Source organism: Borrelia sp. MN22-0132 (assembly GCF_049201035.1).
Classification (GTDB): Bacteria; Spirochaetota; Spirochaetia; order Borreliales; family Borreliaceae; genus Borrelia; species Borrelia puertoricensis.
This window is the reverse complement of sequence record NZ_CP138334.1, coordinates 312,896-337,248: the sequence shown is the minus strand read 5'-3', so window position 1 is coordinate 337,248 and position 24,353 is coordinate 312,896. Positions and strand designations below refer to the sequence as shown.

Genomic DNA, 24,353 nt, shown 5'->3' with positions numbered 1-24,353 from the left:
TTTGTATACTTTTTATGTGGTTTTAGGAGCGTTACATGCAAAAAAGGATTTTGGTTATAGATGACAATAGAGCTATTAGGCAAAGTGTTGCTTACATTTTAGAGCAGAATGGTTTTGGAGTTTCTGAGGCCCAAGATGGGTTAGAGGGTGTATCTAAGTTTAAGGAAGCCGTTGGACAGAGTGATAAAGATTTTGATCTAATTATTACGGATATCAATATGCCTAATTTGGATGGAATAGGGGTAATTAAACAGATAAGGGAGTTTGGAAGTTTTGTTCCAATACTTGTTTTAACTACTGAATCTGAGCAGTCAAAAGTTGATGAAGGGCGTAAAGCTGGTGCTACTGGTTGGCTTGTTAAACCTTTCAATCCCGACACTCTTATGCAGACAATATCAAAAATATTTTAACTTTTATTTTTAAATTGTCTTGCAGTTGTACTAAAGGTTTAGTTTTATGGATATTAAGTTAGAAAAACAATTTTATTTTCATTTAGGAGAGTTGGTAAAATTTAATAGTGTTAACGCTTTTGCTTTAAAAAATAAGCCTTTTGGGGAACAAATTGATTTATGTTTAGATAAAGTTTTGGAAATAGCTAAAGATATTGGTTTTAAAGTTTATAGGGATCGGGACGGGTATTATGGTTTTGCTGATATAGGGCAGGGTGATGAACTTATAGGTATTTTGGCCCACATTGATATTGTTGATGCTGGCAATGTGTCTAATTGGCATTCAAATCCTTTTAAACTTGATTTTAGAGATGGTAAAATATATGCTAGGGGTGTTCTAGATGATAAAGGGCCTTTGATGGCTGTTCTGTATGCTTTTAAATTATTACTCTTAGAGGGGATTTTTTTTAATAAAAGGTTTAGGGTAATTTTTGGAACAGATGAAGAGGTGGCATGGCGTTGTATTGAGCAATATAAAATTAAAGAAGAGATTCCTGATTTTGCTTTTACACCTGATGGTGATTTTCCTGTTGTTAATGCTGAGAAAGGGTTATTGCAATTCGATGTTATTAGTGATGAGAAATTTTTTATGGATTTTGAGATTGGAACTGGATATAATGTGATTCCTGATGAGTGTTCTTTTGAGCTTGGTGATTTTAATAAAGATGATTTTAGAATTTTACTTGACAGTTTTGGTGGTAAGATTAGATATAAATTTTTTGATAACAATGTTTTAATTCATGGCATTTCTGCCCATGCTTCATTACCCGATCTTGGTGTTAATGTTGCTCCTTATGCATTAAAGATTATTAAATCTTTAGGTGTAAAAGCCGATTTTGTTAATTTTTTTGAAGATAAGATCAGTTTTACTATTAATGGTGAGAAACTATTTGGTAAAGTTTTAGAAGATTCTAAATCTGGACAACTTACTCTTTGCTTGACAAAGGTTAAATTGTCTAAAACATCTAATCAAATTTTATCTTTTGATATGAGATATCCTGTAAGTTATAGACGAGAAGAACTGGTGGATTTGATAAAAAGAACTTTAAATTTATATTCTTTAGATTATCATGAAGTTTCTTTTCTTGATCCTCTTTATGTTGATTCTGATTCAAAGTTTATTGAGTCTTTGATTGAAGTTTATAAAGCCTTTACAGGTGAGAGTAATGTTAGTCCTATTGCTATTGGCGGTGCGACTTATTCCAGAGCTTTAAAAAATTGCGTTGCTTTTGGTCCATTATTTAAAGGCTCAGATAATACAGCTCATAAAACCAATGAGTATATTGATGAGAGTGAACTTATGAATCTTATTTTAATTTATAAGGATGCTATTAAGAGACTTAATACTTAAGATTTCATCTTTAAAAGATTTAGTATCAATAATTCCGATTCATTTTATTAGATTTATTAATATTATTTAGCAGCCGGGTGTCTATTTGTATTCTTTCTTTTGGTAAATATTATTTCTTATTTAAATAAATTAATACCGGTAGTCGGAGTCGAACCGACACAAGGTTACCCTCATCAGATTTTGAGTCTGACGCGTCTACCAATTCCGCCATACCGGCAATAGTTTTTATTTTACTACAATAGTTCCTAAAAAATCATCATTTTTATCAAAAACTTTCTTTAAGTTTTGAAGATCAGTTCCATTTAATATGTAAGCTTTGATACCAAGCTTTAGTGCTAGTTTTGTTGCTATTGGATCAAACGGTAAATTTGAACCAGGCTCCCAGTTTTTTCCAACAATATTTTGTAGTTCGTTCCAAGTAATATTGCTTAATCCTTTTGCATCATCAAATTTTTTTGGATCTTTATCGTAAATTTGATTTACATTGGTTAAATTAATTATTTCATCTGCTTTAAACTTTTCGGCAAACTTTACAGTAATATAATCTGTTGAAAATCCTGCTTTCCATCCTGATGCAATTACTATTTGTCCTTTAAAATGAAAATCCTGAGTTGGATCGCTTACAATATTGTCAATGCAGAGTGGTTGCATTGCTTTGCTGATAAGTTTGGCATTTAGTTTGGTTGCCATTATTCCAATCTCATCAAGTTCATGGTTTTTAAACTTAGGATTAATTTGTTTATAAGCATTTTGATATTCTCTTGCCGTTTTGCCTCCGCCTGTAATTAAGATAATTTTTCTCCTATTATCTTCTTGTACCCATTTGAAAATAAGATTTTTAAGATTTTTAATATATTCTATGTTGATTTTGTCAGGATTAATTATTCCACCCCCAAGGCTAATTATTTTCAGCATTTAAACCCCTTATTATTTGAGTCGATTATCTTTTTATTTAATTTGTATTATATAGTATTTATATCTAATTTGTTGGAAAATATATTTAAAATCATGTAAGCTTATTAACTATACTATGCAATATTTCCTTATGTCTTATAATTAAGAATATTTAGTATATTTAGTTATTAATCCAGACTTTTTGTTAAGATTGGTATTTATTTGGAGGGTTTTATGTATAAGTACAAGGTCTCTGTGATTATTTGTTTTTTTAATTCTGATAGTACCCTTGAAGTTATGATAAAGAGTGCTCTTAATCAAACATTAAGAGATAAAGAAATTATACTTGTGAATGATGGTTCTTACGATAATAGCTTAAAGATAGCTCAAAAATATGCTGATCAGTATGATTGTGTGAAAATTATTAATCAAAAAAATCTAGGAATATCTTTCTCTAGGAATAATGGCCTTGCAAAGGCAGAAGGAGAATATATAATTTATTGGGATAGTGATGATTCTGTTGAGAATACTATGCTTGAAGTATTATATAATAGGGCAAAGGCTGATAATTCAGATGTTGTTTGTTCTCAATTTTACGTTTACTTTATTGCAAGAAATATTAAGAGAAGATCTGCACTTCCTTTTCCAAATTATCCAATAACTGGAGAAGAGGCTTTTAAAAATTTATTATTAACTGTTTTTGCTAGTTTTTGTAAGAAAAATTTTGTTGTGGGTACATTATGGGATAAACTGATTAGAAGAGATTTAATTGTAAAAAATGATATCATAGTAAATGATGTAATATTAGAAGATATAGTGTTCATGCTTCATGTTTTTTTAAAGGCAGATAAAGTTTCTTTCGTAAATAATTATTTTTATACCAACTTTCAATGGATGAGAAGTGCCAGTTCATCAATTAATGTAATTAGTAAGGTTTCTTTATCCCTTAAGGTTGTGGAAAGTTTTTTCAAGGAAGAGGGACTTTTTGAGAAGTATTTTGAATATTATAAAAGATTTTATTTACAGCTTTATTATTATATTTCTTTTAAGCAGATTTATATTATAGGTTGGCACATTAAAGATCGACTTGTTTATAAGGCGCATAAATCAAAACTTATTTCTGTTCTTGATGAGGTTCAAAATTCTAAGGAGTTTCAAGTTTATTATGCAAGTCTTAAGGAGGCTAGGTTTAGTGAGATTCAAATTTTGCCAAAAATTATGTTGAAAGTTTGGTATCTTAGTTCGAGACTTTATGTTAATTTTTCTCTATTTATTTATAAATATTTTTTGAAAAATTAGTGTTTTATTATTGTATTTATTATGGACTCTTTTTACAATTTAACTAAAGGAGAATTTTTATTGAAAATAGAATTTATAGATGTTTCATTTTCTTATCGTAAGATCAAAGTTTATTCAGACTTGAATTTAGCTTTTTCAAAGCCACAAACTTACTTGATTCTTGGCAAGAACGGAATAGGAAAAACTACTTTACTTAAACTTGTTAGTGGGCTTTTAAATCCATTAAAGGGAGAAGTTTTATTTAATTCTTTAAAAGTTTTTCCAAGAAATCCTCTAAATTTAGCGAATTTGTTTTTTGTGCCTGAAGAATTTGATTTACCCAGTGTTTCTTTAAATGATTATTATAGATCTTTGTATAAGTTTTATCTAAATTTTAGTGAAAAAGATTTTAAAGAGTACTTGTTGAAATTTGAGATAGATATTAATCTAAAGTTTGGTTCTTCTTCTTATGGCCAAAGAAAAAAGAGTATTATTGCTTTTTCTTTGGCTACAAATGTTCCTATTTTGATATTTGATGAACCAACAAATGGTCTTGATATTGCTTCAAAGAATGTTTTTAGAGATATTATAAGTAATTTAAAAAACAAAATAGTTTTTATTACAGGGCATAATGTTAGAGATTTAGTAGATATTGTAGATCATTTAACTATTATTGGTAATAATAATATTCTTTTTTCGAATTCAGTTTCTTATATTAATAATAACTATAAAGTTAGGATTGTAGATAAATTAGAAGGGGAAGAGCTTTATTATGAAAAAGTAAAAGGTGGATTTAAGGCGCTTTATTTTGGGAGTGGTTTTTGCGATGATAATGTTGACCTTGAGTTTTTCTTTTTATATATCACTAGCAATAAATTAAAGGATTTAGCTAATGTTTAGTTTAAAGAGATTTTTTTTGTTATTTAATTTTGATTTTGTCTGTCATAAAAAATTATATTTGTATTTTGTTGTTTCAATTTTTTTAGTTTTTCCTTTAATTTATATTTTTTTAAAAATTAATGGATTTATCGATTTAATTAATTTTATGTTGATTAATGGTGAATCATTTTTTTTCGTTTTGGTTTTTGTTGTATGTATTGTGTCAATATACAATATGTTTGATCATTATAAGCCGATTCATGATTTGCTTAAAGATGTATTTTATTTATCTCTGCCTGTTTCTACTCTAGAGAGATATTTGTTTGTTTTGGTTAAATTTTTATTTATTTTACCTTTGTTTTTAATTATTTGTGGTTATACAAGTCTGACTTTAACTATGTTATTGGATAAGAATTTTTTTGTGGGAAATCAAACAAATTATCTTTCCTTATATTTTGTTTTTTCCTTTTTTAAAGAGACTTATGTTATTTATTTTGTCGGATTTTCTATATTTTTGTTATCTAGAATTATGTTTAAAAATTATCCTTTGTTTGGAGCTATTGTCATTGGAAGTTTGTCTTTCACATTATTGGTTGTCTTTTTTTATTTTGTTATATTTTTTGTTAATACCTATTTGTTTAAAGTTGGGAACGATTTTGGTGGTTGGGGTGAATATTATTTTATTAAATTTATTTGTATTCTTTTTGCAGGATTTATTTATTTTTGTGTATATTTCATTCTTAAAAATTTAGGAAACTTAAATACTAAAGTTAATTTGAGCATTTTATTGGGATTCATATCTTTTTTTGCAGCGTTGTTCTTTTTTTTGTTGGCATTTTTAACTATTTTTGTGTACGTATTTCGTTTTTAAAATTTAGTAGTTATTATTTATTTAAATTGAGTGAATGTTGATTTTCATAGCTACTATTTTTTTATTAAAATGATATTTTAAAAGTAATTTTTGTTTATACATAAATTATATTATGTGGAAAATTTATTTTTGTAAGAATAAAGAGAATATTATTCTTAAATTTATAAATTTTTTTGTAATTATATATCAGCCTTACAATATTGTTGTGGTGTTAAAGATTTAGATTAAAATGATTTTTTATCATTGGTATTGGTAGTTTGAACTTATTTTTTTTGGAGGATTTTGATGATAGATAATTTAAAAATTTTGGTGGTAACAGGTGGTGTGATTTCTGGAATAGGTAAAGGAGTTACATCTGCAAGTATCGCACGGTTATTTAAGGATGATTTGAAGATAACACCAATTAAATGCGATGGTTATCTAAATACTGATCCTGGTACTATAAATCCTGTTGAGCATGGAGAGGTTTTTGTTCTTGATGATGGTGGAGAGGTTGACATGGATTTTGGTCATTATGAGAGATTTTTAAATCTGAATTCTAAGTCTAATTGGAATATTACTATGGGAAAAATATATAAGAATATTCTTGAAAATGAGAGGCATGGGAAATATTTAGGGAGAACTGTACAGCTTATTCCCCATGTTACAGATGAGATTAGGGAGACAATTTTTAAAATTGCCAAAGAAGAGAGCAGTGAACTTTTAGTAATTGAGATTGGTGGTACTGTAGGGGATATGGAAAATATTTTGTTTATTGAAACAATGAGACAGATAAGATATGAGATTGGGAGTGATAATATTGCTTTTGTACACTTAACTTATATTCCAAGTCCTGTTGGAATAAATGAGCAAAAGTCTAAGCCTACTCAGCAAAGTGTAAAAACTTTAAATAAAGCTGGAATTTTTCCAGATTTAATTATAGCAAGAAGTTCTCAACTATTAACAAAACAGATGAGACAAAAAATAGCAATGTTTTGTAATGTTGATACTTCATCCATTATTGATAATACTGATGTTTCAACTATTTATGAAATACCCATATCTTTTTATAAACAGGGATTACACGAAATTTTGGGTTCAAAGTTAAAAATAAATGTTAAGCCCAAGGTGGATGGGCTTGAGCGATTAGTAGGGATAATAAAGAGGAATCTTGTCTCTCCTCAAAGGATTGTAAATATTGCTATTTGTGGTAAATATACTGAGCTTGGTGATTCTTATGCATCAATATTTGAGTCTTTAATCCATGTGTCTGCTAATTTAGATATTTTAGTTAAAACAACTGTAATTGATAGTACTAATTTTGATGAAGGGATGTTAAAGGGTATAGATGGTGTAGTAGTACCTGGTGGATTTGGAGGGAGAGGATATGCAGGTAAGATTCGTGCAATTAAATATGCTCGTGAGAATAATATTCCTTTTCTTGGTATTTGTCTTGGCATGCAACTTGCAGTAATTGAGTTTGCACGTAATGTTTGTGGAATATTTGATGCTGATACTGAAGAGATTTTGTCTGAAGGTAATTCTATATGCAGTTCTATAACCCCTGTTATTCACTTATTGCCTGAGCAAAAGGAACTTAAAGATAAGGGTGCTACAATGCGACTTGGAGGCTATCCTGTTTTATTAAAGAAAGATACACTTGTTTTTAAACTTTATGGAAGTGAGATGATCGTTGAAAGATTTAGGCATAGGTATGAAGTTAATAATGATTATCTTGATTCGTTTAATAATCATGGATTTATTGTGTCTGGATTTTCTGACGATTTTCGGATAGTGAAAATAATGGAAATACCAAAGAATAAGTTTTTTGTGGCTTGTCAATTTCATCCTGAGCTTATTACAAGACTGGAAAATCCGTCTAAGCTTTTTGTAGGTTTAGTAAAAGCATGTCTTTGATTTCAAGTCATTTTATTTTGATTGGATTATTTAATGTATTTCATATATTTAGTATAGTTGGTATGTGAATTCTTTTAAGATATTTTGTTAGGGGGATAAGATGAAGGAAAGTGATATTAAAAAGGCGATTTCGATGAAAAGGTTAGTTAAATATTTCTTTGATGAGCTTAAATATAGAATGAAAATACCTTGTCTTAGACCAAGTAATAGAAATATGAGTAAAAAGTATATACTTCTTAATCTTTTAAGAAAGATAGCTAATCTGCCATTTAATAAACAATATGAAATTGAAGAACAATTTCCCCTTGATATTTCAGGGAAAGGCATACTTACAGATGCAGTGCTTATTAAGAGATTAGATTATGAGAGGTGTGTTATTACTGGTATTATTGAGGCAAGAGCAGAGCATGTTGATCTTGAGTATGAACTTAAGCGGTTTGTGATTCGAAGTGGTAAGATTAATGTTATTTTTTGGCAACCCAAAAGAACTATTTTAAAGCAAGATGAAGACTTAATTATATTAGATGCAGATGATATTTTTAAACTTGATAATGATTTTTATTTGCCAGTGATTAAAGAGAAGTTGGAAAATTTTATTAATATTTTTATGAAATTTTTCTCTTATGAAGATGTTTTATTTGAGTATAGTAAATTACACGGTAGATATTCTTTAGTTAAAAGTAAGTAAAATTTGTTATTTTTTAATATATGCAATTTAATTTGAGATATGGAAAATCTAATTTAGATATATATTAAATTTAATTTTAAAAGTTCGTGTTAAAATATTTTTGTAAGTGTGTCTTTTAATTTATTATCTTTTAAAAGATCATTAAATTAAGTTGTTTTTATGTTGTTAGAAAATTATTTTTTGTGGTAAAATCTTTTCATGTATAAATTTTCGTTTTTTGGTAAGAAAAAATCTGATATATCTAATTCATTTAAGGACGAATCTTTTAAAAATATAGAAGATGATAATCAATCTTTAAATTTGTGTGAATATAAGGTGTCTGTTAAAGAGATGATACAAGGTTTTTATCATGCTAGGTCTTCTATTAGTAATGTATTAGTTCGTATTGAATTTTTATATAAAAACTTATTCTTTAACTTTGAGAATATTGATAAGCTCTTTGAGTCGTTTATTGAGAAGACAAATAATGCCCGTAGTCAAGTGAGTGTTATTTTTGAAGATATTGAGAAGAATAATGAAGAAAAATTGAAAAAGGTTAGTGCTGTTATTGTAGGTGTGCAAGGAAGTTTGGAGACTATCAATAGTTTTTTAGGTGCAACTAATATGATTTCTCTTAATGCTAAGCTTGAAGCAGCAAGAGCAAAAGAGTATGGGAAAGGGTTTTCTGTTGTTGCTGATGAGATTAAACGGCTCTCAGATCAGGCAAAGAATGTTATGAGTATGATTTCTGTTAAAGAAATTGAACAAGTATCTAAGGATTTAATTTCTAAAAATATTAAGGAATTACAATTAGATATTGATAATTTTTTCTTAAATTTGATTGAAGAGCTTATCTCTCTTGGAGATTTATTTAAACATTTTGTTAGTCAGCAAAATGAATTTTCAACGTTAGTTAGTGAGCTTGAGAATGTTGAGGCTAGTATTTCTTATTTAGCAAGGAATTGTGATTCTTTGTCTAGTTCTGAAATTTTTATGTATTCTAATGATGAATTTTTAAAAGAATTGGAATTTAGCATTTCAGAACAGATGTCTTGGATGAGTATTGTAAGAACAATTGTTGAAAATCAAAAGAGCATGCCCATTCAAACTGATCCTATGAAACATGGATTTGGATTATTTTATAAGGGACTTATTCCAAGAGCTTTCAAAGTTAGAGCAGTTTGGAAAGATATTTATTCTTGTTATTTAAATATACATAAACTTGTTGTTGAGATAGTAAAAGTATTTGCACAAGATAGTGCTAATGATATCGATTTGAAGCGCGCAAAGGATTTGTTGGTACAAGCTGAAGGTTTATCAGATGAAATTGTTAGTAAACTTGAATCTGTTAAAAAAATAGTGGTTGAATCTGAAGATCAGGGTATTAGTATTTTTGCATAATTTTATAATTCATTATTCTTTTTAATCTTATTTTTTAAGTGGTTTAAGTTTAATATTTAAAGGTTTATTATATTTAATGTTTTGGTTTAGGTTAAGATATATCTATTAAAAGTCAAGTTTTATTGTGATAAAATAAGTGTAAGTATGGGTTTACAAGTTAAGTTTGTTCATTTACATGTACATTCAGATTATTCTCTTTTAGATGGAGCGGCCAAGATTACAGATATTGTGACAAAGGCTAAAAAATGTAATATGTCCCATATTGCATTAACAGATCATGGCAATCTTTTTGGTGCTATGAAGTTTTATAGAGAAGCAAAAGGGGCAGGAATAAAACCCATCATTGGTATGGAAGCTTACATGTCAAGTACTTCAAAGCATATAAAAAAGAATGATGAATTTGGAAGACCTTATTATCATTTAATTTTTCTTGCAAAGAATGAATTAGGCTATAAGAATTTATTGAAATTGACAAGTATTTCTTATCTTGATGGATTTTATTATCGTCCAAGGATTGATAAGGAAGATATTGAAAAATATTCAGAAGGACTTATTTGTACGTCTGCATGTATTGGTGGGATCATTCCTCAATTAATTCTTGCAAATAAATTTGATGATGCAAAGAATGAAATTCTTTGGTTTAAGAGTGTCTTTGGTGATGATTTTTATCTTGAACTTCAGCGTCATGGGATTAAACAACAGGATATAGTTAATGAAAAATTAATTGCTTATTCTAGAGAGCTTAATGTTTCACTAACTGTGTCTAATGATTCTCACTATGTGAATAAAGAAGATGCAACAGCTCAAGATATTATTGTCTGCATTGGAACGGGTGCTAAGAGAAGTGATCCTAATAGACTTAAAATGGAGACTAATGAGTTTTATCTTAAAACTCAAGAGGAGATGTGTAAACTCTTTAGGGATTTGCCAGGGGCTTTAGCAAATACTTTAAAAATTGCTGAAAAATGTGATGAGTTTGAGATTAAATTTCCAGGCCCTATTTTTCCTGAATATCAAGTACCTAGTGAGTTTGATACTCTTAGTCAATATTTAGAGCATTTAACACTTGAAGGTTTGAAGTTTAGATATGCAAATGTAACTGATAGCATTAAAGAGCGTGCTTTTTATGAGCTCTCAACAATTATCAAGATGGGATTTGAGGCGTATTTTTTAATTGTTTGGGATTTTATAAAATTTGCACATGATAATGATATTCCTGTTGGTCCTGGGCGTGGCTCTGGAGCTGGTTCTATTGTTGCATATGCTCTTAGAATTACTGATATTGATCCTTTGAAATATAATCTACTTTTTGAGAGATTTTTAAATCCTGAACGTGTATCTATGCCTGATTTTGATATTGATTTTTGCTTTGAAGGTAGAGATGAAGTTATAAAGTATGTTACAAGAAAATATGGTGAGGATAAGGTTGCACAGATAATTACTTTTGGAACTTTAAAACCTAAGGCTGTATTTAAAGATGTGGGCAGAGTGCTAGATATTCCTTTTGCAGAGTCTAATGAATTAACTAAGCTTATTCCCGATGGTCCAAAAGTTTCCTTAAGAGAAGTTTTCAAAGATAAAGCTTTAAAGGCATATTTAAATAAGGGAGCTGTTTATAATGAGTTGATGGAAGCGGCGCTTGTTCTTGAAGGCATGAATCGATATGTCTCAACTCATGCGGCAGGTATTGTGATTTCTAGAACTCCTTTAACAGATTATGTTCCACTTTATAAGGATTATAAGCAAAACACAGTTTCTACACAGTATACCATGGACTTGTTAGAGGATTGTGGTCTTGTAAAGATGGATTTTCTTGGACTTAAGACATTGACTTTAATAAAGAATGCAGAAAATCTTATTAGGATTACTAATCCTAATTTTAGCATTGCTAATATTTCTGATAGTGATGTTAAGACTTTCAAAATGCTTTCTGAGGGACGTAGTGCATCTGTTTTTCAATTTGAATCTGAAGGTATGCAGCAAGTTTTAAAAGAAGCAAAACCTGACAGTATTGAAGATTTGATTGCTTTAAATGCACTTTATCGACCAGGTCCTATGCAGTTTATACCTCAATTTATTTCGGCTAAGACAGGAACTAAGCGGATTAGATATCCTCATCCAGATTTAAAAGAAGTTTTAAAGCCAACTTATGGAGTTATTGTTTATCAAGAACAGGTAATGGAAGTTGCAAGGATTATTGGTGGATTTTCTCTTGGGAAAGCAGATATTTTAAGACGTGCAATGGGAAAGAAGAAAGAAGATGAGATGAATAAAATGAAGGTTGACTTTATAAAAGGTGCTCTTAGTAAGGGTTATGATGAAGTTCTTGCAAATGATATATTTGAGCTTTTAAAACCCTTTGCTGGTTATGGCTTTAATAAATCTCATGCAGCTGCGTATTCTTTAATAGCTTATCAAACAGCATATCTTAAGGCCAATTATCCTGAGAATTTTATGGCTGCCAACTTGACAAATGAGATTAATAATACTGAAAAGCTGTCTTATTATATTGAAGAAGCGAAATCGATGGGGATCAATGTTTTAAAACCCGATATAAATCAGTCTTTTAAAGAATTTAGTGTAGTGGGATTGAATATTTCTTATGGTCTTAATGGGATTAAGAATATCGGGGGGATGATAGTTGATCTTATAATTACTGAGAGGCAAAAAAATGGGGAATATAAATCTTTTGAAGACTTTGTTAGAAGAGTGGATGATAAGGTTATAAATAAAAAATTTCTTGAGGCCGCAATAAAGTCTGGACTTTTTGACAGTCTTGGTCAAAATAGAAAAACACTTTTTGAAAATCTTGATAAATTAATAAATTTTGTAATAAAAGATAGGAATGATAAAAAACTTGGCCAGAATAGTTTATTTGGCTCTCAAGACGCTATTCAGCAGAGTTTTAATTATCATATATTTGAGGAATATTCTTATCCTGAACTTTTAAGATTTGAGAGAGAGCTTTTAGGTTTTTATGTATCTGGGCATCCTCTTGACCATTATAAACCTGAACTAGAACACTTTACAAACTTTAATGTTTTAGAGGATCTTGCTGTTAAAAAAGATACTACTGTTAAATTTGCTGGCAGTCTGAATGCGGTAAGGGTTATTCGTACTAAGAGAAATAATGCTAGGATGGCTTTTGGAGTTATTGAAGATTTTAAAGGTGAGATGGACATTATAGTTTTTGCTGAAAATTATGAAAAATATAATCATTTATTAATTGAAGGTGATGTGATTGGTGTTATAGGTAAGCTTAGATTTGAAAGAGATAAATTTTCAATAATTGTTGACAAAGTTTTAAGTATTGAAGAAATTTCTGTAAATAATGTGAATAAGATTAATAATCTTCATATTAAATTTTCTGATGAAAGACTGGGTGATTCTCATCTTCTTTATTCTCTAAAGGATGAAATCTTTAATCTTGAGGATAATACTGGGTTTTCACATGTTTATCTTTATTTAAAAAATGATGATAAAAGCTTGAAACTTAAAATGGATTTGACCTTAAATTTTAAGCCTGATGAGTTTAAACTTAATGAGTTAAGATGTCATAAAATAGTGGAGGATGTTTGGTTTGATTAGGAGGATTAGTTGTGATAATAGAGACTTTAATTGTGTTTTTAAACATTTATAGAATTTTAATTTTGATTAGAATTTTTCTTAGTTGGCTTGTATCTTCAGGAATTAATACTAGTGCTTTTTTTAGATTTATATATAATTCAACAGAACCATTTTTATCTATTTTTAGGAGGATTCAATTTTTTCGGTTTGGTATATATGATTTTTCACCAATTGCAGCTTTAATTACTCTTTCAATAGTTGAGAAAATGTTATCTTATGGTGATTATAAACTTTCTACATTTGTTATATTGTTTATTATTGAGGTTTGGGGAATATTGAGAAGTGTTTTTTTTGCTCTTATCTTTTTCTTTGTTTTGAGATTAATATTTTTATTTTTGCACTTATTTGATGGTACTGATTTCATGAGAAGTGTTGATTCATTTTTAATGCCATTGTCTGTTAAGATAAGCAATACGGTTACAGATAAAAATATGTCTTATACAATTAATTTAATTGTGGCAGGAGCATTGTTGTTGGCATTTATAATTATTTGTGAGCAAGTTATATGGGCTATTAGTATTTTAGGCTTTTATTTGCCATTTTAGGGATTGTTCATGTTTTTACATGAATTTCAATATGATTTACAGGGTATAAGTGGTCTTGGTAATAAGGGAATTGATAGATTACATAATCTTAACATTACAAATATCAAAGAACTTATAGAATATTTTCCTAAAAAATATGAAGATCGTCAAAATATAAAAACTTTTCCAGATCCACTGGATGTGAGAAATTGTGAACTCATGACAGTTTTTGTTGTTTTGGAACGTAGAAATTTTGGGAGTAATTCTAAGAAAAATTTAAAAATTATAGCTCAGAGTGAAAATAATGAAATATTTGAAATTCTTCTTTTTAATCGGGGATTTTTAGAAGGGGTTTTTAAGGTAGGTCAAAAATTCTATATTTATTCTAAATTTAATTACAATGATTATACTCAAATGTGGACTTGTTCTAATTTTGATAGTGAAGTGTTTAGTTATAATCCTGAAAGATTTAAAAAAATTATGCCAGTTTATTCTCTTGGTGAAGGACTGACTTCTAAAAAGATGTCGTCTTATGTAAGAGAAGCTCTTATTTATTTTTTAAAGTTTGGGAATTCAGACATCCCTGGTTTTTTGATAAATAAGTATTCATTATTGTCCATTCATGAAGCTTTAAATGAAATTCATTTTCCAACTTCTCTTGAAATGCTTGAAAGAGCAAAAAAGACTTTGATTTATAGAGAAATTTTTTTGCTTCAGTTTTTTTCAAGAGGGAAAAATTCTTTGGTTTTTTTAAGAGAAGAAAAGCATCTACCTATGAATTTGCTTGATCAAGTTGTTTTAAAATTGCCATTTAGGCTTACAAAAGATCAGGAAGTTGTAATTAATGAAATAATTGATGATCTTAAAAGTAATAAGCCAATGAATAGATTATTGCAAGGTGATGTTGGAAGTGGCAAGACTCTTGTTGCGTTTCTCTCTAGTATTCCTTTAATTGAAGCTGGATATCAAGTTGCATTGATGGTACCTACTGATCTTTTGGCACGTCAACATTATAATAATCTATCAAATATGTTAAAAGATTTTAATATTTCAATAGCTCTTTTGACTGGTAGTTTGAAAACGAAAGATAGAAATGATGTTTTAGAAAAAATTCAAAGTGGCACGTGTAGTTTAGTAATTGGGACTCATGCTATCTTTTCTCAAAGAACAAAATTTAAAAAATTAGCTTATGTTATTATTGATGAACAGCATAAATTTGGTGTTGAGCAGAGAGAGAGGCTTAAAAATAAGGGAAAAGAAGTTGATATGCTTTTAATGTCAGCAACTCCTATTCCTAGAAGCTTAGCTTTGACTCTCTTTGGTGATCTTGAGGTATCTTTAATTAAGAGAGGTCCTGCAGGCCGAAGACCTGTTACTACTTATTTAGCAAAACATGGCAATGAGAATAAGGTATATGAATTTTTAAAAAATGAGCTTGGAAAAGGACATCAGGTCTATTTTGTTTATCCTCTAATAACATCTTCAGAGAAGTTTAATTTAAAAGATGTTACTAGTATGTGTTTAAATCTTAAGAATATTTTTGTTGAATATTCTGTTGCAATGGTTCATTCTAAGCTTGAATCTCATGTTAAAGAAGAAATTATGCGTGATTTTTATTTGAAAAAAATAGATATTTTAGTTTCAACAAGTGTTATTGAAGTTGGTATTGATTGTTTAAATGCAACTTGCATCGTAGTAGAGCATGCTGAGCGTTTTGGACTTTCTGCTTTGCATCAGATTAGAGGGCGTGTTGGTAGGGGTAGCTTAAAGTCTTTTTTGTTTTTACTTTATAAGGAACCTTTAACAGAAGCGGGAAGATTTAGACTTAAAACTATAAAGGAGAATATAGATGGTTTTAAAATAGCAGAAGAAGATCTTAAATTAAGAGGTCCTGGAAATTTATTTGGTCTTGAGCAAACTGGTTATTTGAAACTTAAGATAGCTGATTTTGTTGAAGATAAAGAAATTATAAGTTTGATTAGAGAAGAACTTAATATGTTTTTTTTAAATAAGGCTTTTTATGATAAAGCAGATATTGAATTACTAGATAGTCTTTTAGTCTCATATTTAAGATTTGTTAATAGAGATAATTAATATTAGTTTGTATATTTTTGAATTAAATTTGAAATTTCTTTTTTATGTTCATTCCAAAACTTGAGAAGTTTATACTGTAAATTGTTGAAGTATTTTTTTTGCAAAATGCATGCTTGTTTACCAATATACATGTAATGCCAAGGCTCTGATTTATAACCAGTTTCTATTTCATGATCCTTTGGATACGATAATGAGAATCCATGCTTGAGTGAATTCTCATAAAGCCATTTACCCGATTTTGTATTTAGTAAATTATCATCTATTTGGATGAAATCTATGGTTGTTCCTAGTTGGTGTTGTGAGTGATCAGGAATTGCTGATTGGATTTTTGCTAGCTTAAGTCCGTAAGTTTTTACATTATGTTCAAATAAAAATTTTTGATATTCTCTTGTTCTGTATGCTGACACTATTTTTATTTGTAAGCCATTTTCTCTTCCTGCCTTTATAAGATTAGTTAAGTCGTTTATTAATATTTTTCTTAACTTTAAGCTTTTTTTTCCAATATTTTTTAATTCTTTGAAATCTTTCAAATAAACTAAATCAGTTGGGTTGTATCCCTTAGGAATTGGAATTTTTTTGTTTACAAATATTAAGAGGTCATTCTTTTCAGCTTCAAGTAGTGGTTTGAGTTCTTTTATAAATTGAATAGGTTTTTCTTTTATTTGTTTTTGATAAGACTTATCTAAAATTTTTATAGTTTTAAATAACCTTTTTAGGTCTTCTCTTGATATTGTGTTTGTTTGTAAAGTTAAGTTATTAACTAATAGTATTATTGAAAATATATTTAATGCTCTCATAAAAATGTAATTATATTATATATATAATAATTTGTTTTTATTGTGTGAATAATTTTTATTTATAAGAGTGATAATCTAGATAAGATATGCTGATAAAGTTTAACAATTATCGTTAAATATTAGGAAAATTATTGGAATTGGCTATTTCTAGAGTTTTTTAGTCTTTTTTATTTCAATTGGAACATTTTTTGATAATTATATGATTGCTTATTTAGGATCTGTGCAAGTTACAGGGACTTTTCTTGCTAATAGGATAACTTTTCTTTATTTTATTGTTATATTTGCATTGGGTACTACGCTTAGTGCTTATGCTTCTCAAGCATTTTCTAATGGAAAATTTACACATGTTAACAGGCATTGCTTATGCTTTAATAATTGGAGTTACTATTGAGATTATTTTTTGTATGTCCTTTGTTTTTTCAAAGGAGCTTATTAAACTATTCATAGAAGAAAACGAGTCTTTAAATTTTGGAATGGATTATTTAAAAATTGTTTCTGTTTTTTGCATTTTTATGTCTTATTTTTTTATCTACCATGGGTTTTAAGAGTGTTAAGGATATAAAACTACCTTTAGTTGTTGTTATATTTCTTGTATTAATGAATATTATTTAAATTATATCTTAATTTTTGGGTTTAATATGGGAATAAGAGGGGCTGTTTGTACTACTTTGCTTGCTAGGATTAGTGAATTTGTCTTTTATTTTTTTATAATCTTTTGAATGTAAAATCTTATTAAGATCTTAAAGTAAGTGATTCCTTTGTGTCAAAGAGTTTTAAAGTGGCTTATTTAAAGATATTGATTCCAGTTTTTTTACATGAAATCTGTTGGGTTTTAAGCATAACTATTTTGCATGCTTTTTATGTTCGGCTTGGAAGTAGTGAATATATATCTTTTACAGTAAGCGTTTAATATTTAGATTTATACTTTGTTGTGATGCATGGGATGGGAGTTGTAACTGGGGTTATTATTGGGTATTTGATTGTAAGATAAGGAACGGGTTTAGAGCATTGGGAATATTTTTGGCAGTTGTTGGAGTTATTTTGAGATTTTTTGTGACCTTTATTCTTTGCTTAACATCTAAAATTGTTCCTATTATTTTTAGTAATTTGGATTCTTCTGAATTTGTTAGCATTTTTATCTCTATTTTTGCAAGTATTATTGTTTTTTAAGGATTTTACAGCTCAGACACTTGTTGATGTTTTTAAAGCCAGTGGAATTCTTAATATTTGTTTTTTTATTGAGGTGGGAATTATTGTTTTTTATATATTTCCAGTTGCTTATTTTTTAGTTTTCTTTACAAATTTTATATTTCCATTAATAGTTTTTATTGTCAATCTTGAAGAGATCTTTAAAAATATATTTATTTTAATAGAGTTTTTTAAAAATAATTGGATAAAGGACATTTATTATGGGGAACTGACTTAATTTTTAAAATATATTATAATGACAATTAGGATATTGTATGAGCATGCATTTAAAGTTCATTTTGATTTTATTTAATAAAGGAATTCCCGCTACTTTTTTATAGTGTATTTGTTTAAGTTGAATTTGTCTGTTTTTTTTGATAATTTGAAAACTTGCTGTTTTTATGTTTAGGAGGAGGTTATGTATTCATTAAGCAAATCCAAGAAAAGCAGTGTGTATCAAGATATTTTAAATATTGCGGTTCCAACAGCCATTGAATTCTTTTTATTTAATGTTGTTGCATTGACAGATAATATTATGGTGTCTTACCTTGGTGATTATCCTGTTGTTGGAGTTTCTCTTGCAAATAAATTATTTGAACTCTTTAGTACTATTGCCTTTACCGTAATGGGAGCTTATAATATATTGGCAACAAGGCAGTATGCCCAAGGTGATATTGATAATTTTAAAAATACGTTTTTTATCAGCATTTTAATTCTTTTATTTTTTTCCTTTTTATTTATAGTAATTTCATTATTTTATTCATATTTTGTTCTTGGGTTGTTATCTGATGACCCAGTAGCTATCTCTTATGGAGTATCTTATCTTAATATTGCTGTTTATTCTTTTATATTTGCAGTTGTTAAGGGAATTATTGCTAATTCACTGAAAGTTGTTAAAATAACCAAGATTCAAATTGCTACTTCTATTATTTCAGTTATTTTAAATGTGGTTTTTAACTATTTATTTATTTTTGTATTTAGTATGGGGGTAATTGGTGCTGCTATTGCAACTACATTGGTTAGATTAATTGAGCTTGTTTTTTATCTCCTTTATACTGTTTTCAATATAAATTCACATTTTTACCTTAAGATTAAAAATCTAAAAATCAATCCTGTGATATTTTCTGAGCTAATTAAGGTTTTTGTTCCAATTTTCTTAAATGATTTTATTTGGTATTTGGGATATTTTGGTTTAATTGCAATCTTTTCAAGAATTGATACGGTTAAATATGCAGCTTATAGTATAACTTTTTCTACTTATTTTATCGGTCTTAATATAACTTATGCTTTTTGCTTTGCTGTTAATATTGTGATGGGGCATGAGATGAATAATAATAAAAGGGAAATAATGTCTGTTGCAGTATATCTGGGTAAAATAGGTTTTGTTTTGGCTTTTTTGACTTCTCTTATAATATTTGCTTTATCATTTATAGTGTCCCATATTTTTTATAAATTAGAGCATGCAGATCTTATGGGAGTTATGCTAAGATATTATGCTATTTCAGCTTTTTTTACTTCCCTTGCGTTTCAATATTTATTTGGGTTTTTCCGAGCAGGTGCAGCTCCAAAGTTTGGGGCTATTATGGAATGTTCTGTGACTTTCATTTATACAATTCCTGTTGCATATTTTTTGGCAAATTATACTCAAACTCCATTTGAACTTATTGTTTTTATTCCAACCCTTGAAGATGTAATTAAGTTTGGTATTTCTCTGCCTTATTTTTATAGTATGAAGTGGATTAAATCTATTAAAACAGGTTAATTATTTTGTTATAATACTTGTGCTGTGTATTTAGATGAGATAAGAGGTAAAAATTTTTTGATTATGGGCTTAGGGCTTCATGGAGGAGGTCTGGCTGTTGCAAAATTTTTGTTAAAACATGGTGGTAATTTGGTAATTACTGATTTAAAGAATGAGTTAGAGTTAATCTCAAGCATTGAGGCCTTGAAACAGTTCAGAGATAAAATTCGATATGTTTTAGGATATCATGATGAGGATGATTTTAAGAGAGCAGATATTGTTATTAAAAATCCTGGTGTAAGTTTTGATAATGAATATTTAAAACTTGCAAAAAGGGTTGAGACTGATATTAGTTTATTTTTAATGTTTAATCAAAATCCAATAATTGCTATTACAGGGACTAAGGGAAAATCGACACTTGCATCTCTTTTGCATAAGGTTTTAGTTATTAAGTATCCAAATTCTAAGCTTGGGGGTAATATTGGGGTATCTCCTTTAAGCTTTTTAGATGATCTTGATGGAGTATCGCCTATTATTTTAGAGCTTTCTTCTTGGCAATTGCATGATCTTAGGAATTTATGTCCTATAATTAGCATTATTACAAATATTTACTCTGATCATCAAAATTATTATTCAAATTTTGATAGCTATATAGAAGATAAGTCAAGAATTTTTATAAATCAAAATTCGGGAATTTTGATCTCTCAAGATCAAGCTTATTATAATTATTTTTCTAGATTTAAATCTAAGATTAAGATCATTTTATTTGCAGAAACTGTGCCTTTAAATTTTGAAAATGATATTTTTTATTTTAAAAAGGGCAAAATTTATTTAAATAACAAAGTAGTTGGTACTCTTAGTGAGTCAAGGATTGTGTTATTGATCTCTAAAATGATTACTGTTTTTATTGCAAGTTATTTAGGCTTGGATTTGAGTGTTGCATCTAAGATTGTGACTGATTTTGATGGCATTGAGCATAGATTAGAATTTGTAAGAGAATTTGAAGGTGTTAAATACTATAATGATACGGCGTCAACAATTCCTGATTCTACAGTTTTGTCTGTTAAAAGTTTAAGAGCTTACGGAGGATTGATTAATCTTATTACTGGTGGAACTGATAAAGAGCTTAATTTTGCAATTTTTGGTGAGATTTTAAGAATGGTTAAAACTTGGATTTTGTTAAGAGGAAGTGCTACTTTAAAAATTATTAAATTTTTAGAAGATAATAATATTAATTATTTTATCTTTCCTTCTTTAGAAGAGTGTGTTTGTTATGCTAAAAAAATTTCTATTCATAATGATATAGTTTTATTTTCTCCAGCCAGTGCTTCTTTTGGACTTTTTAAGAATGAATTTGATAGAGGACTTCAATTTAAAAATTTAGTGAATGTTATGGCTTAAAATCTTTTTTTAATAATTTTATAGTAAATGTATCTTAGTATTTCAAGAATGCTGTAAACTTTATATAAAAATTTTTTGTACACAAAGTCATAACATCCAATTCTGTGGATAATTTTTCCTCCAAATCCAGTTTTGAATTGAAAGAGACCAAATAGAGGGTGTTTTGTATCAGATTTTGGAGGAATTCCTAAAAGATCGTATTCTTTTATTGAAAGACTTTGTAGTATTTGTATTGTCTTAAATTGCACTGCATAATTTGGCATTAGATGTCTATTTTCTCTGCTTGAAGCACCATAAAGATATGTGGCCTTATCTTTATATATACCAACAATGATACCAGATATTAGTTGTTCATTATATAGTGCAATTATTAGTTTGATTTTGGAATTTTTATCTTCTCTGAAAGCTTGTATTAGATTTCTTATATAGTCTTTTGAGTGAGTGGCAAATTTGTCCCTTTGGGCTGTCTCTTTATGAAGTGCGTAAAATTCATCAAAATATTTAAAGTCATCATCTATTATAACTTTTATGTTTTTTTTGCTACTAAGATTTATGTTATATCTGGTTTTCTTTTTCATTTTAGCTTTAATGGCATCTAATGAGTCATTCAAATTTAGTATTGTTGTATTTGCTGGTTGTATGTCATCGAATGATTTTTGTAGGTTTTTAAATTTAAGTTTTAGTGGTATATAATCTTCTTTTAAGCCTCTTGAAGTATAAAACATTAAATCATATCGTACGAATATGGTATTCTTATGTAAATATTGCCTTATTTTTTCACTAAAATTTTTGATTTGAGTATCGATCTCGTCTACATTAATTTCTTCGATTTTCTTATTTGAAAATTCTGGATGAGCGATGTAGCTTAAGTAAAATTTTCCAAAGATCTTTCTTTGCATCACAAGAATTTTGTTGAAATGATTATTACTAAATGCTATGGCTTTCCATGGACTTTTATTGCTTGAAACTTTTTTTACAGTTGTCCATAGTTTGCTTTGAAGGTAATTTTCATTTAAGTTTTCTATTTCGATTTTTTTAATATTCATTGGTTTTTCTTGATTTGAGACTTAATATACTTTTCCATTTGGAATTTCCCTAGATAGTATTTTTTCTTTGGAATGTTCTAGTATAAGGTTAGTACCGTTTACTTTAAGTTCCCCATTTTCTGCTACAATTTGAGTTTTAAGAAATTTATCTATGCTGATCTTTGATGGTAATTTTAATTTCTTATCACTATCACTCTCAAGTATTATTCGCTCTCCAGGGATGGGATTATCTTTAAAATCTTCTACAATTATTACTTTAAAATTTTTATTTCCATCTTCAGTTGCAATTAACATTCCTTCAGATTTGATCCCTCTAAATTTGGCAGGTTTTAAATTGTCAACTATTATTATGTGTTTTTCAATTAGTTCTTCTTCTTTGTAATAATCTGCCAAACTGCTTACAATTTGTTTTCCGTCAGGAGTCCCGTCATCAAGCTTTAAAATGAATAGCTTTTCTGCATCTGGATTTCTCTCTATTGTTTTTATTTGTACAACTTTCAAGCATACTTTTTCGCTAAATAAATTTATTGGATTTTCTGTTTGTTCATCTTGCATATTTTTGCCCCCTGAATATTTTAATTTTAAACTATCAATTAATTCCTTTTCTAGCTTTGTAAATAATACTTCTGTAAACTGAATTGTATTTAGACCTAAATTTGTTCCTAAAAATTTGTTGGAAATTTCATAACTTTCTCCAAAGAATCTTCTTATTTTGTCACTTGTGTGTGGTATAAATGGTGAGATTAAGATGGATAGATCCCTTATTAAATATATTAGGTTTAATAATAGCTCTTTTGTTTTTTTAGGTGTACTGTCCTTTGTTTTCCACGGTTCTTTATCTTGAAATATTTTATTACCTATTCTTGATATATCAAGAATCTCTTTTAGAGCTGATTTTAGTTCTATTTGTTTGAATAAATTTAAAGTTTTATCATATTTAAGATTGATTTCTTTCCAGAAATCTTCTTTTATCTTTATTGTGTCTATTTTGTCTCCAAAAAATTTTTTATAAAATGTTAATACTCGGTTAACAAGGTTTGAGAAATTTCCAATAAGTTCACTGTTTACTCTTTCCATAAAGTCGTCCCACATAAATTGAAAATCAGATTTTTCAGGTCTGTTGTAATATATGTAAAATCGCCAAATGTCAGCAGATATGCCAGTGGTAATGACATCGTTTCCAAATATTCCAATTCCTGCAGATTTTGAAAATTTTAAGTGTTCATAGTTTAAATATTCGCTTGAGGCTAGTTTGCCTAACATTGTCCAGTTTTCTTTGCTTCCAAGCTTGATGGCAGGAAATATTACTGTGTGAAATAGGATATTGTCTTTTCCAATAAATTGTACTAAATTAGTTTCTTCGTTATTTTTCCACCAAGATTCCCAGTCTTTTGAATTTTCTTTTGTAATTGATATATATCCGATTGGTGCGTCAAACCACACATAAAATACTTTATTTTCATATTCTTTTTTGGGTACTGGTATGCCCCATTTTAAATCTCTTGTTATTGCTCTTTCTTTAAGACCATCTCTTAAGAATGCATTTGTTGTTTTAATTGCATTGGTATGCCAGTTTGTATTGTGTTCGGTTGTTTGCATCCAATGTGTAAGTTCATTTTTTATCTTTGGTAAGTCAATGTAGAGATGTTTAGTTGTCTTTATAATGGGAATATTTTTGCAAATTATACATTTTGGGTTTATTAAGTCGGTTGGAGCTAATAATTTAGAACAATTTTCACACTGATCTCCTTTTGCATTATTTCCACACTTTGGGCATTCTCCTGTTACATATCTGTCGGCTAAAAACATTTGATCTTGTTGGCAAAAAAATTGTTCACTTTCTTTATCTGTGATATAGCCATTTCTTTCTAGTTTTAAGAATAAATCTTGTACAGTTTCTTTGTGGTATTTGTTGGTTGTGCGTCCAAAAATGTCAAATTTAATATTAAACCATTCATAAATTGATTTGTGTATTTCATAATATCTGTTGCAGAGTTCTTCAGGGGTAGTTTTTTCAATTAAAGCTTTAGTTTCTGTGGCTGTACCGTATTCATCTGTTCCACAGACATAAAGCGTATCTATATCCATCATTCTTGAATATCGTGCAAAAGCATCTGCTGATAATACTTGTACTAGGTTACCAAGGTGAGGTATGTTGTTAACATATGGCAATGCAGCTGTAATTAAGTTTCTTTTCTTCACTTGATTTATTTTTTCCTTTTTTGTTGTATATATTCATATTTTAATAC

At 28.4% G+C, this 24,353-nt stretch carries 17 protein-coding genes, 1 tRNA gene and 1 pseudogene; 14 read left to right on the top strand and 5 right to left on the bottom strand.

Features of this window, described 5'->3' with window-relative positions; translation table 11 throughout:
- Window positions 1-35 precede the first annotated feature (35 nt).
- Window positions 36-410: a response regulator gene (locus tag R5397_RS01515; RefSeq protein WP_025375568.1), complete on the top strand. Its 375-nt coding sequence runs from the start codon at window positions 36-38 to the stop codon at window positions 408-410.
- 46 nt (window positions 411-456) lie between these two features.
- Complete coding sequence (locus R5397_RS01510) at window positions 457-1,800, top strand: Sapep family Mn(2+)-dependent dipeptidase (protein ID WP_421622651.1); 1,344 nt, start codon at window positions 457-459, stop codon at window positions 1,798-1,800.
- 133 nt (window positions 1,801-1,933) lie between these two features.
- Here R5397_RS01510 and R5397_RS01505 read toward each other — a convergent pair.
- Together R5397_RS01505 and pyrH are read right to left on the bottom strand one after the other, a co-directional pair.
- Window positions 1,934-2,017: transfer RNA gene (locus tag R5397_RS01505), tRNA-Leu, on the bottom strand.
- Between the two features lie 8 nt (window positions 2,018-2,025).
- Window positions 2,026-2,715, bottom strand: coding sequence for a UMP kinase (gene pyrH, locus R5397_RS01500; RefSeq protein WP_421622650.1), 690 nt, complete (start codon window positions 2,713-2,715; stop codon window positions 2,026-2,028).
- A 213-nt stretch (window positions 2,716-2,928) separates the two neighbouring features.
- On the opposite strand from pyrH, the gene R5397_RS01495 reads away from it, so the two are divergent.
- From R5397_RS01495 to recG, 9 genes are all read left to right on the top strand, one after another.
- The gene (locus R5397_RS01495) at window positions 2,929-3,993 is read left to right on the top strand and encodes a glycosyltransferase family 2 protein (protein ID WP_421622649.1); all 1,065 of its coding nucleotides are present in this window, start codon (window positions 2,929-2,931) and stop codon (window positions 3,991-3,993) included.
- Between the two features lie 60 nt (window positions 3,994-4,053).
- A complete protein-coding gene (locus R5397_RS01490; protein ID WP_421622648.1) occupies window positions 4,054-4,872 on the top strand; it encodes an ATP-binding cassette domain-containing protein in 819 nt (272 codons plus the stop codon).
- Complete coding sequence (locus R5397_RS01485) at window positions 4,865-5,722, top strand: ABC transporter permease (protein WP_421622647.1); 858 nt, start codon at window positions 4,865-4,867, stop codon at window positions 5,720-5,722. Before R5397_RS01490 ends, R5397_RS01485 begins: the two co-directional genes overlap by 8 nt.
- A 285-nt stretch (window positions 5,723-6,007) precedes the next feature.
- Window positions 6,008-7,618, top strand: coding sequence for a glutamine hydrolyzing CTP synthase (gene pyrG, locus R5397_RS01480; protein WP_421622646.1), 1,611 nt, complete (start codon window positions 6,008-6,010; stop codon window positions 7,616-7,618).
- 100 nt (window positions 7,619-7,718) lie between these two features.
- Complete coding sequence (locus R5397_RS01475) at window positions 7,719-8,306, top strand: hypothetical protein (RefSeq protein WP_247065713.1); 588 nt, start codon at window positions 7,719-7,721, stop codon at window positions 8,304-8,306.
- 198 nt (window positions 8,307-8,504) lie between these two features.
- Window positions 8,505-9,686 (top strand): methyl-accepting chemotaxis protein, encoded by a 1,182-nt coding sequence (locus R5397_RS01470; RefSeq protein ID WP_421622645.1) that lies wholly within the window; start codon window positions 8,505-8,507, stop codon window positions 9,684-9,686.
- A 144-nt stretch (window positions 9,687-9,830) separates the two neighbouring features.
- On the top strand, window positions 9,831-13,274 hold the full coding sequence (gene dnaE / locus R5397_RS01465) for a DNA polymerase III subunit alpha (protein ID WP_421622644.1): 3,444 nt from the start codon (window positions 9,831-9,833) through the stop codon (window positions 13,272-13,274).
- 11 nt (window positions 13,275-13,285) lie between these two features.
- On the top strand, window positions 13,286-13,858 hold the full coding sequence (locus tag R5397_RS01460) for a YggT family protein (RefSeq protein ID WP_421622643.1): 573 nt from the start codon (window positions 13,286-13,288) through the stop codon (window positions 13,856-13,858).
- Between the two features lie 9 nt (window positions 13,859-13,867).
- Window positions 13,868-15,931: an ATP-dependent DNA helicase RecG gene (recG, locus tag R5397_RS01455; RefSeq protein WP_247065717.1), complete on the top strand. Its 2,064-nt coding sequence runs from the start codon at window positions 13,868-13,870 to the stop codon at window positions 15,929-15,931.
- A 2-nt stretch (window positions 15,932-15,933) separates the two neighbouring features.
- Here the strand turns inward: recG and R5397_RS01450 are convergent, their stop codons facing one another.
- Window positions 15,934-16,728: a M15 family metallopeptidase gene (locus R5397_RS01450; RefSeq protein WP_421622642.1), complete on the bottom strand. Its 795-nt coding sequence runs from the start codon at window positions 16,726-16,728 to the stop codon at window positions 15,934-15,936.
- Window positions 16,729-16,844: 116 nt separating this feature from the next.
- On the opposite strand from R5397_RS01450, the pseudogene R5397_RS01445 reads away from it, so the two are divergent.
- The 3 genes and pseudogenes from R5397_RS01445 to murD all read left to right on the top strand — a co-directional run bounded on the left by R5397_RS01445 (window position 16,845) and on the right by murD (window position 21,058).
- Window positions 16,845-18,154: pseudogene (locus R5397_RS01445) on the top strand (MATE family efflux transporter).
- 180 nt (window positions 18,155-18,334) lie between these two features.
- The gene (locus R5397_RS01440) at window positions 18,335-19,678 is read left to right on the top strand and encodes an MATE family efflux transporter (RefSeq protein ID WP_247065720.1); all 1,344 of its coding nucleotides are present in this window, start codon (window positions 18,335-18,337) and stop codon (window positions 19,676-19,678) included.
- Between the two features lie 24 nt (window positions 19,679-19,702).
- Window positions 19,703-21,058 carry a UDP-N-acetylmuramoyl-L-alanine--D-glutamate ligase gene (gene murD / locus R5397_RS01435; RefSeq protein ID WP_421622641.1) on the top strand — a complete coding sequence of 452 codons (1,356 nt, stop codon included), beginning with the start codon at window positions 19,703-19,705 and terminating at the stop codon, window positions 21,056-21,058.
- Here murD and R5397_RS01430 read toward each other — a convergent pair.
- Together R5397_RS01430 and metG are read right to left on the bottom strand one after the other, a co-directional pair.
- Complete coding sequence (locus R5397_RS01430; RefSeq protein ID WP_421622640.1) at window positions 21,055-22,104, bottom strand: lipid II:glycine glycyltransferase FemX; 1,050 nt, start codon at window positions 22,102-22,104, stop codon at window positions 21,055-21,057. The genes murD and R5397_RS01430 overlap by 4 nt on opposite strands.
- Before the next feature lie 21 nt (window positions 22,105-22,125).
- The gene (gene metG, locus R5397_RS01425) at window positions 22,126-24,339 is read right to left on the bottom strand and encodes a methionine--tRNA ligase (RefSeq protein WP_421623048.1); all 2,214 of its coding nucleotides are present in this window, start codon (window positions 24,337-24,339) and stop codon (window positions 22,126-22,128) included.
- Between the last annotated feature and the right edge of the window lie 14 nt (window positions 24,340-24,353).

What these genes read in the sequence shown, in the direction of transcription:
- R5397_RS01430 (WP_421622640.1), bottom strand. Translation starts at nt 22,104, where the DNA reads ATGAATATTAAAAAAATCGAAATAGAAAACTTAAATGAAAATTACCTT.
- R5397_RS01515 (WP_025375568.1), top strand. Translation starts at nt 36, where the DNA reads ATGCAAAAAAGGATTTTGGTTATAGATGACAATAGAGCTATTAGGCAA.
- R5397_RS01510 (WP_421622651.1), top strand. Translation starts at nt 457, where the DNA reads ATGGATATTAAGTTAGAAAAACAATTTTATTTTCATTTAGGAGAGTTG.
- R5397_RS01475 (WP_247065713.1), top strand. Translation starts at nt 7,719, where the DNA reads ATGAAGGAAAGTGATATTAAAAAGGCGATTTCGATGAAAAGGTTAGTT.
- dnaE (WP_421622644.1), top strand. Translation starts at nt 9,831, where the DNA reads ATGGGTTTACAAGTTAAGTTTGTTCATTTACATGTACATTCAGATTAT.
- pyrG (WP_421622646.1), top strand. Translation starts at nt 6,008, where the DNA reads ATGATAGATAATTTAAAAATTTTGGTGGTAACAGGTGGTGTGATTTCT.
- recG (WP_247065717.1), top strand. Translation starts at nt 13,868, where the DNA reads ATGTTTTTACATGAATTTCAATATGATTTACAGGGTATAAGTGGTCTT.
- R5397_RS01440 (WP_247065720.1), top strand. Translation starts at nt 18,335, where the DNA reads ATGTATTCATTAAGCAAATCCAAGAAAAGCAGTGTGTATCAAGATATT.
- R5397_RS01450 (WP_421622642.1), bottom strand. Translation starts at nt 16,728, where the DNA reads ATGAGAGCATTAAATATATTTTCAATAATACTATTAGTTAATAACTTA.
- R5397_RS01495 (WP_421622649.1), top strand. Translation starts at nt 2,929, where the DNA reads ATGTATAAGTACAAGGTCTCTGTGATTATTTGTTTTTTTAATTCTGAT.
- pyrH (WP_421622650.1), bottom strand. Translation starts at nt 2,715, where the DNA reads ATGCTGAAAATAATTAGCCTTGGGGGTGGAATAATTAATCCTGACAAA.
- R5397_RS01485 (WP_421622647.1), top strand. Translation starts at nt 4,865, where the DNA reads ATGTTTAGTTTAAAGAGATTTTTTTTGTTATTTAATTTTGATTTTGTC.
- R5397_RS01470 (WP_421622645.1), top strand. Translation starts at nt 8,505, where the DNA reads ATGTATAAATTTTCGTTTTTTGGTAAGAAAAAATCTGATATATCTAAT.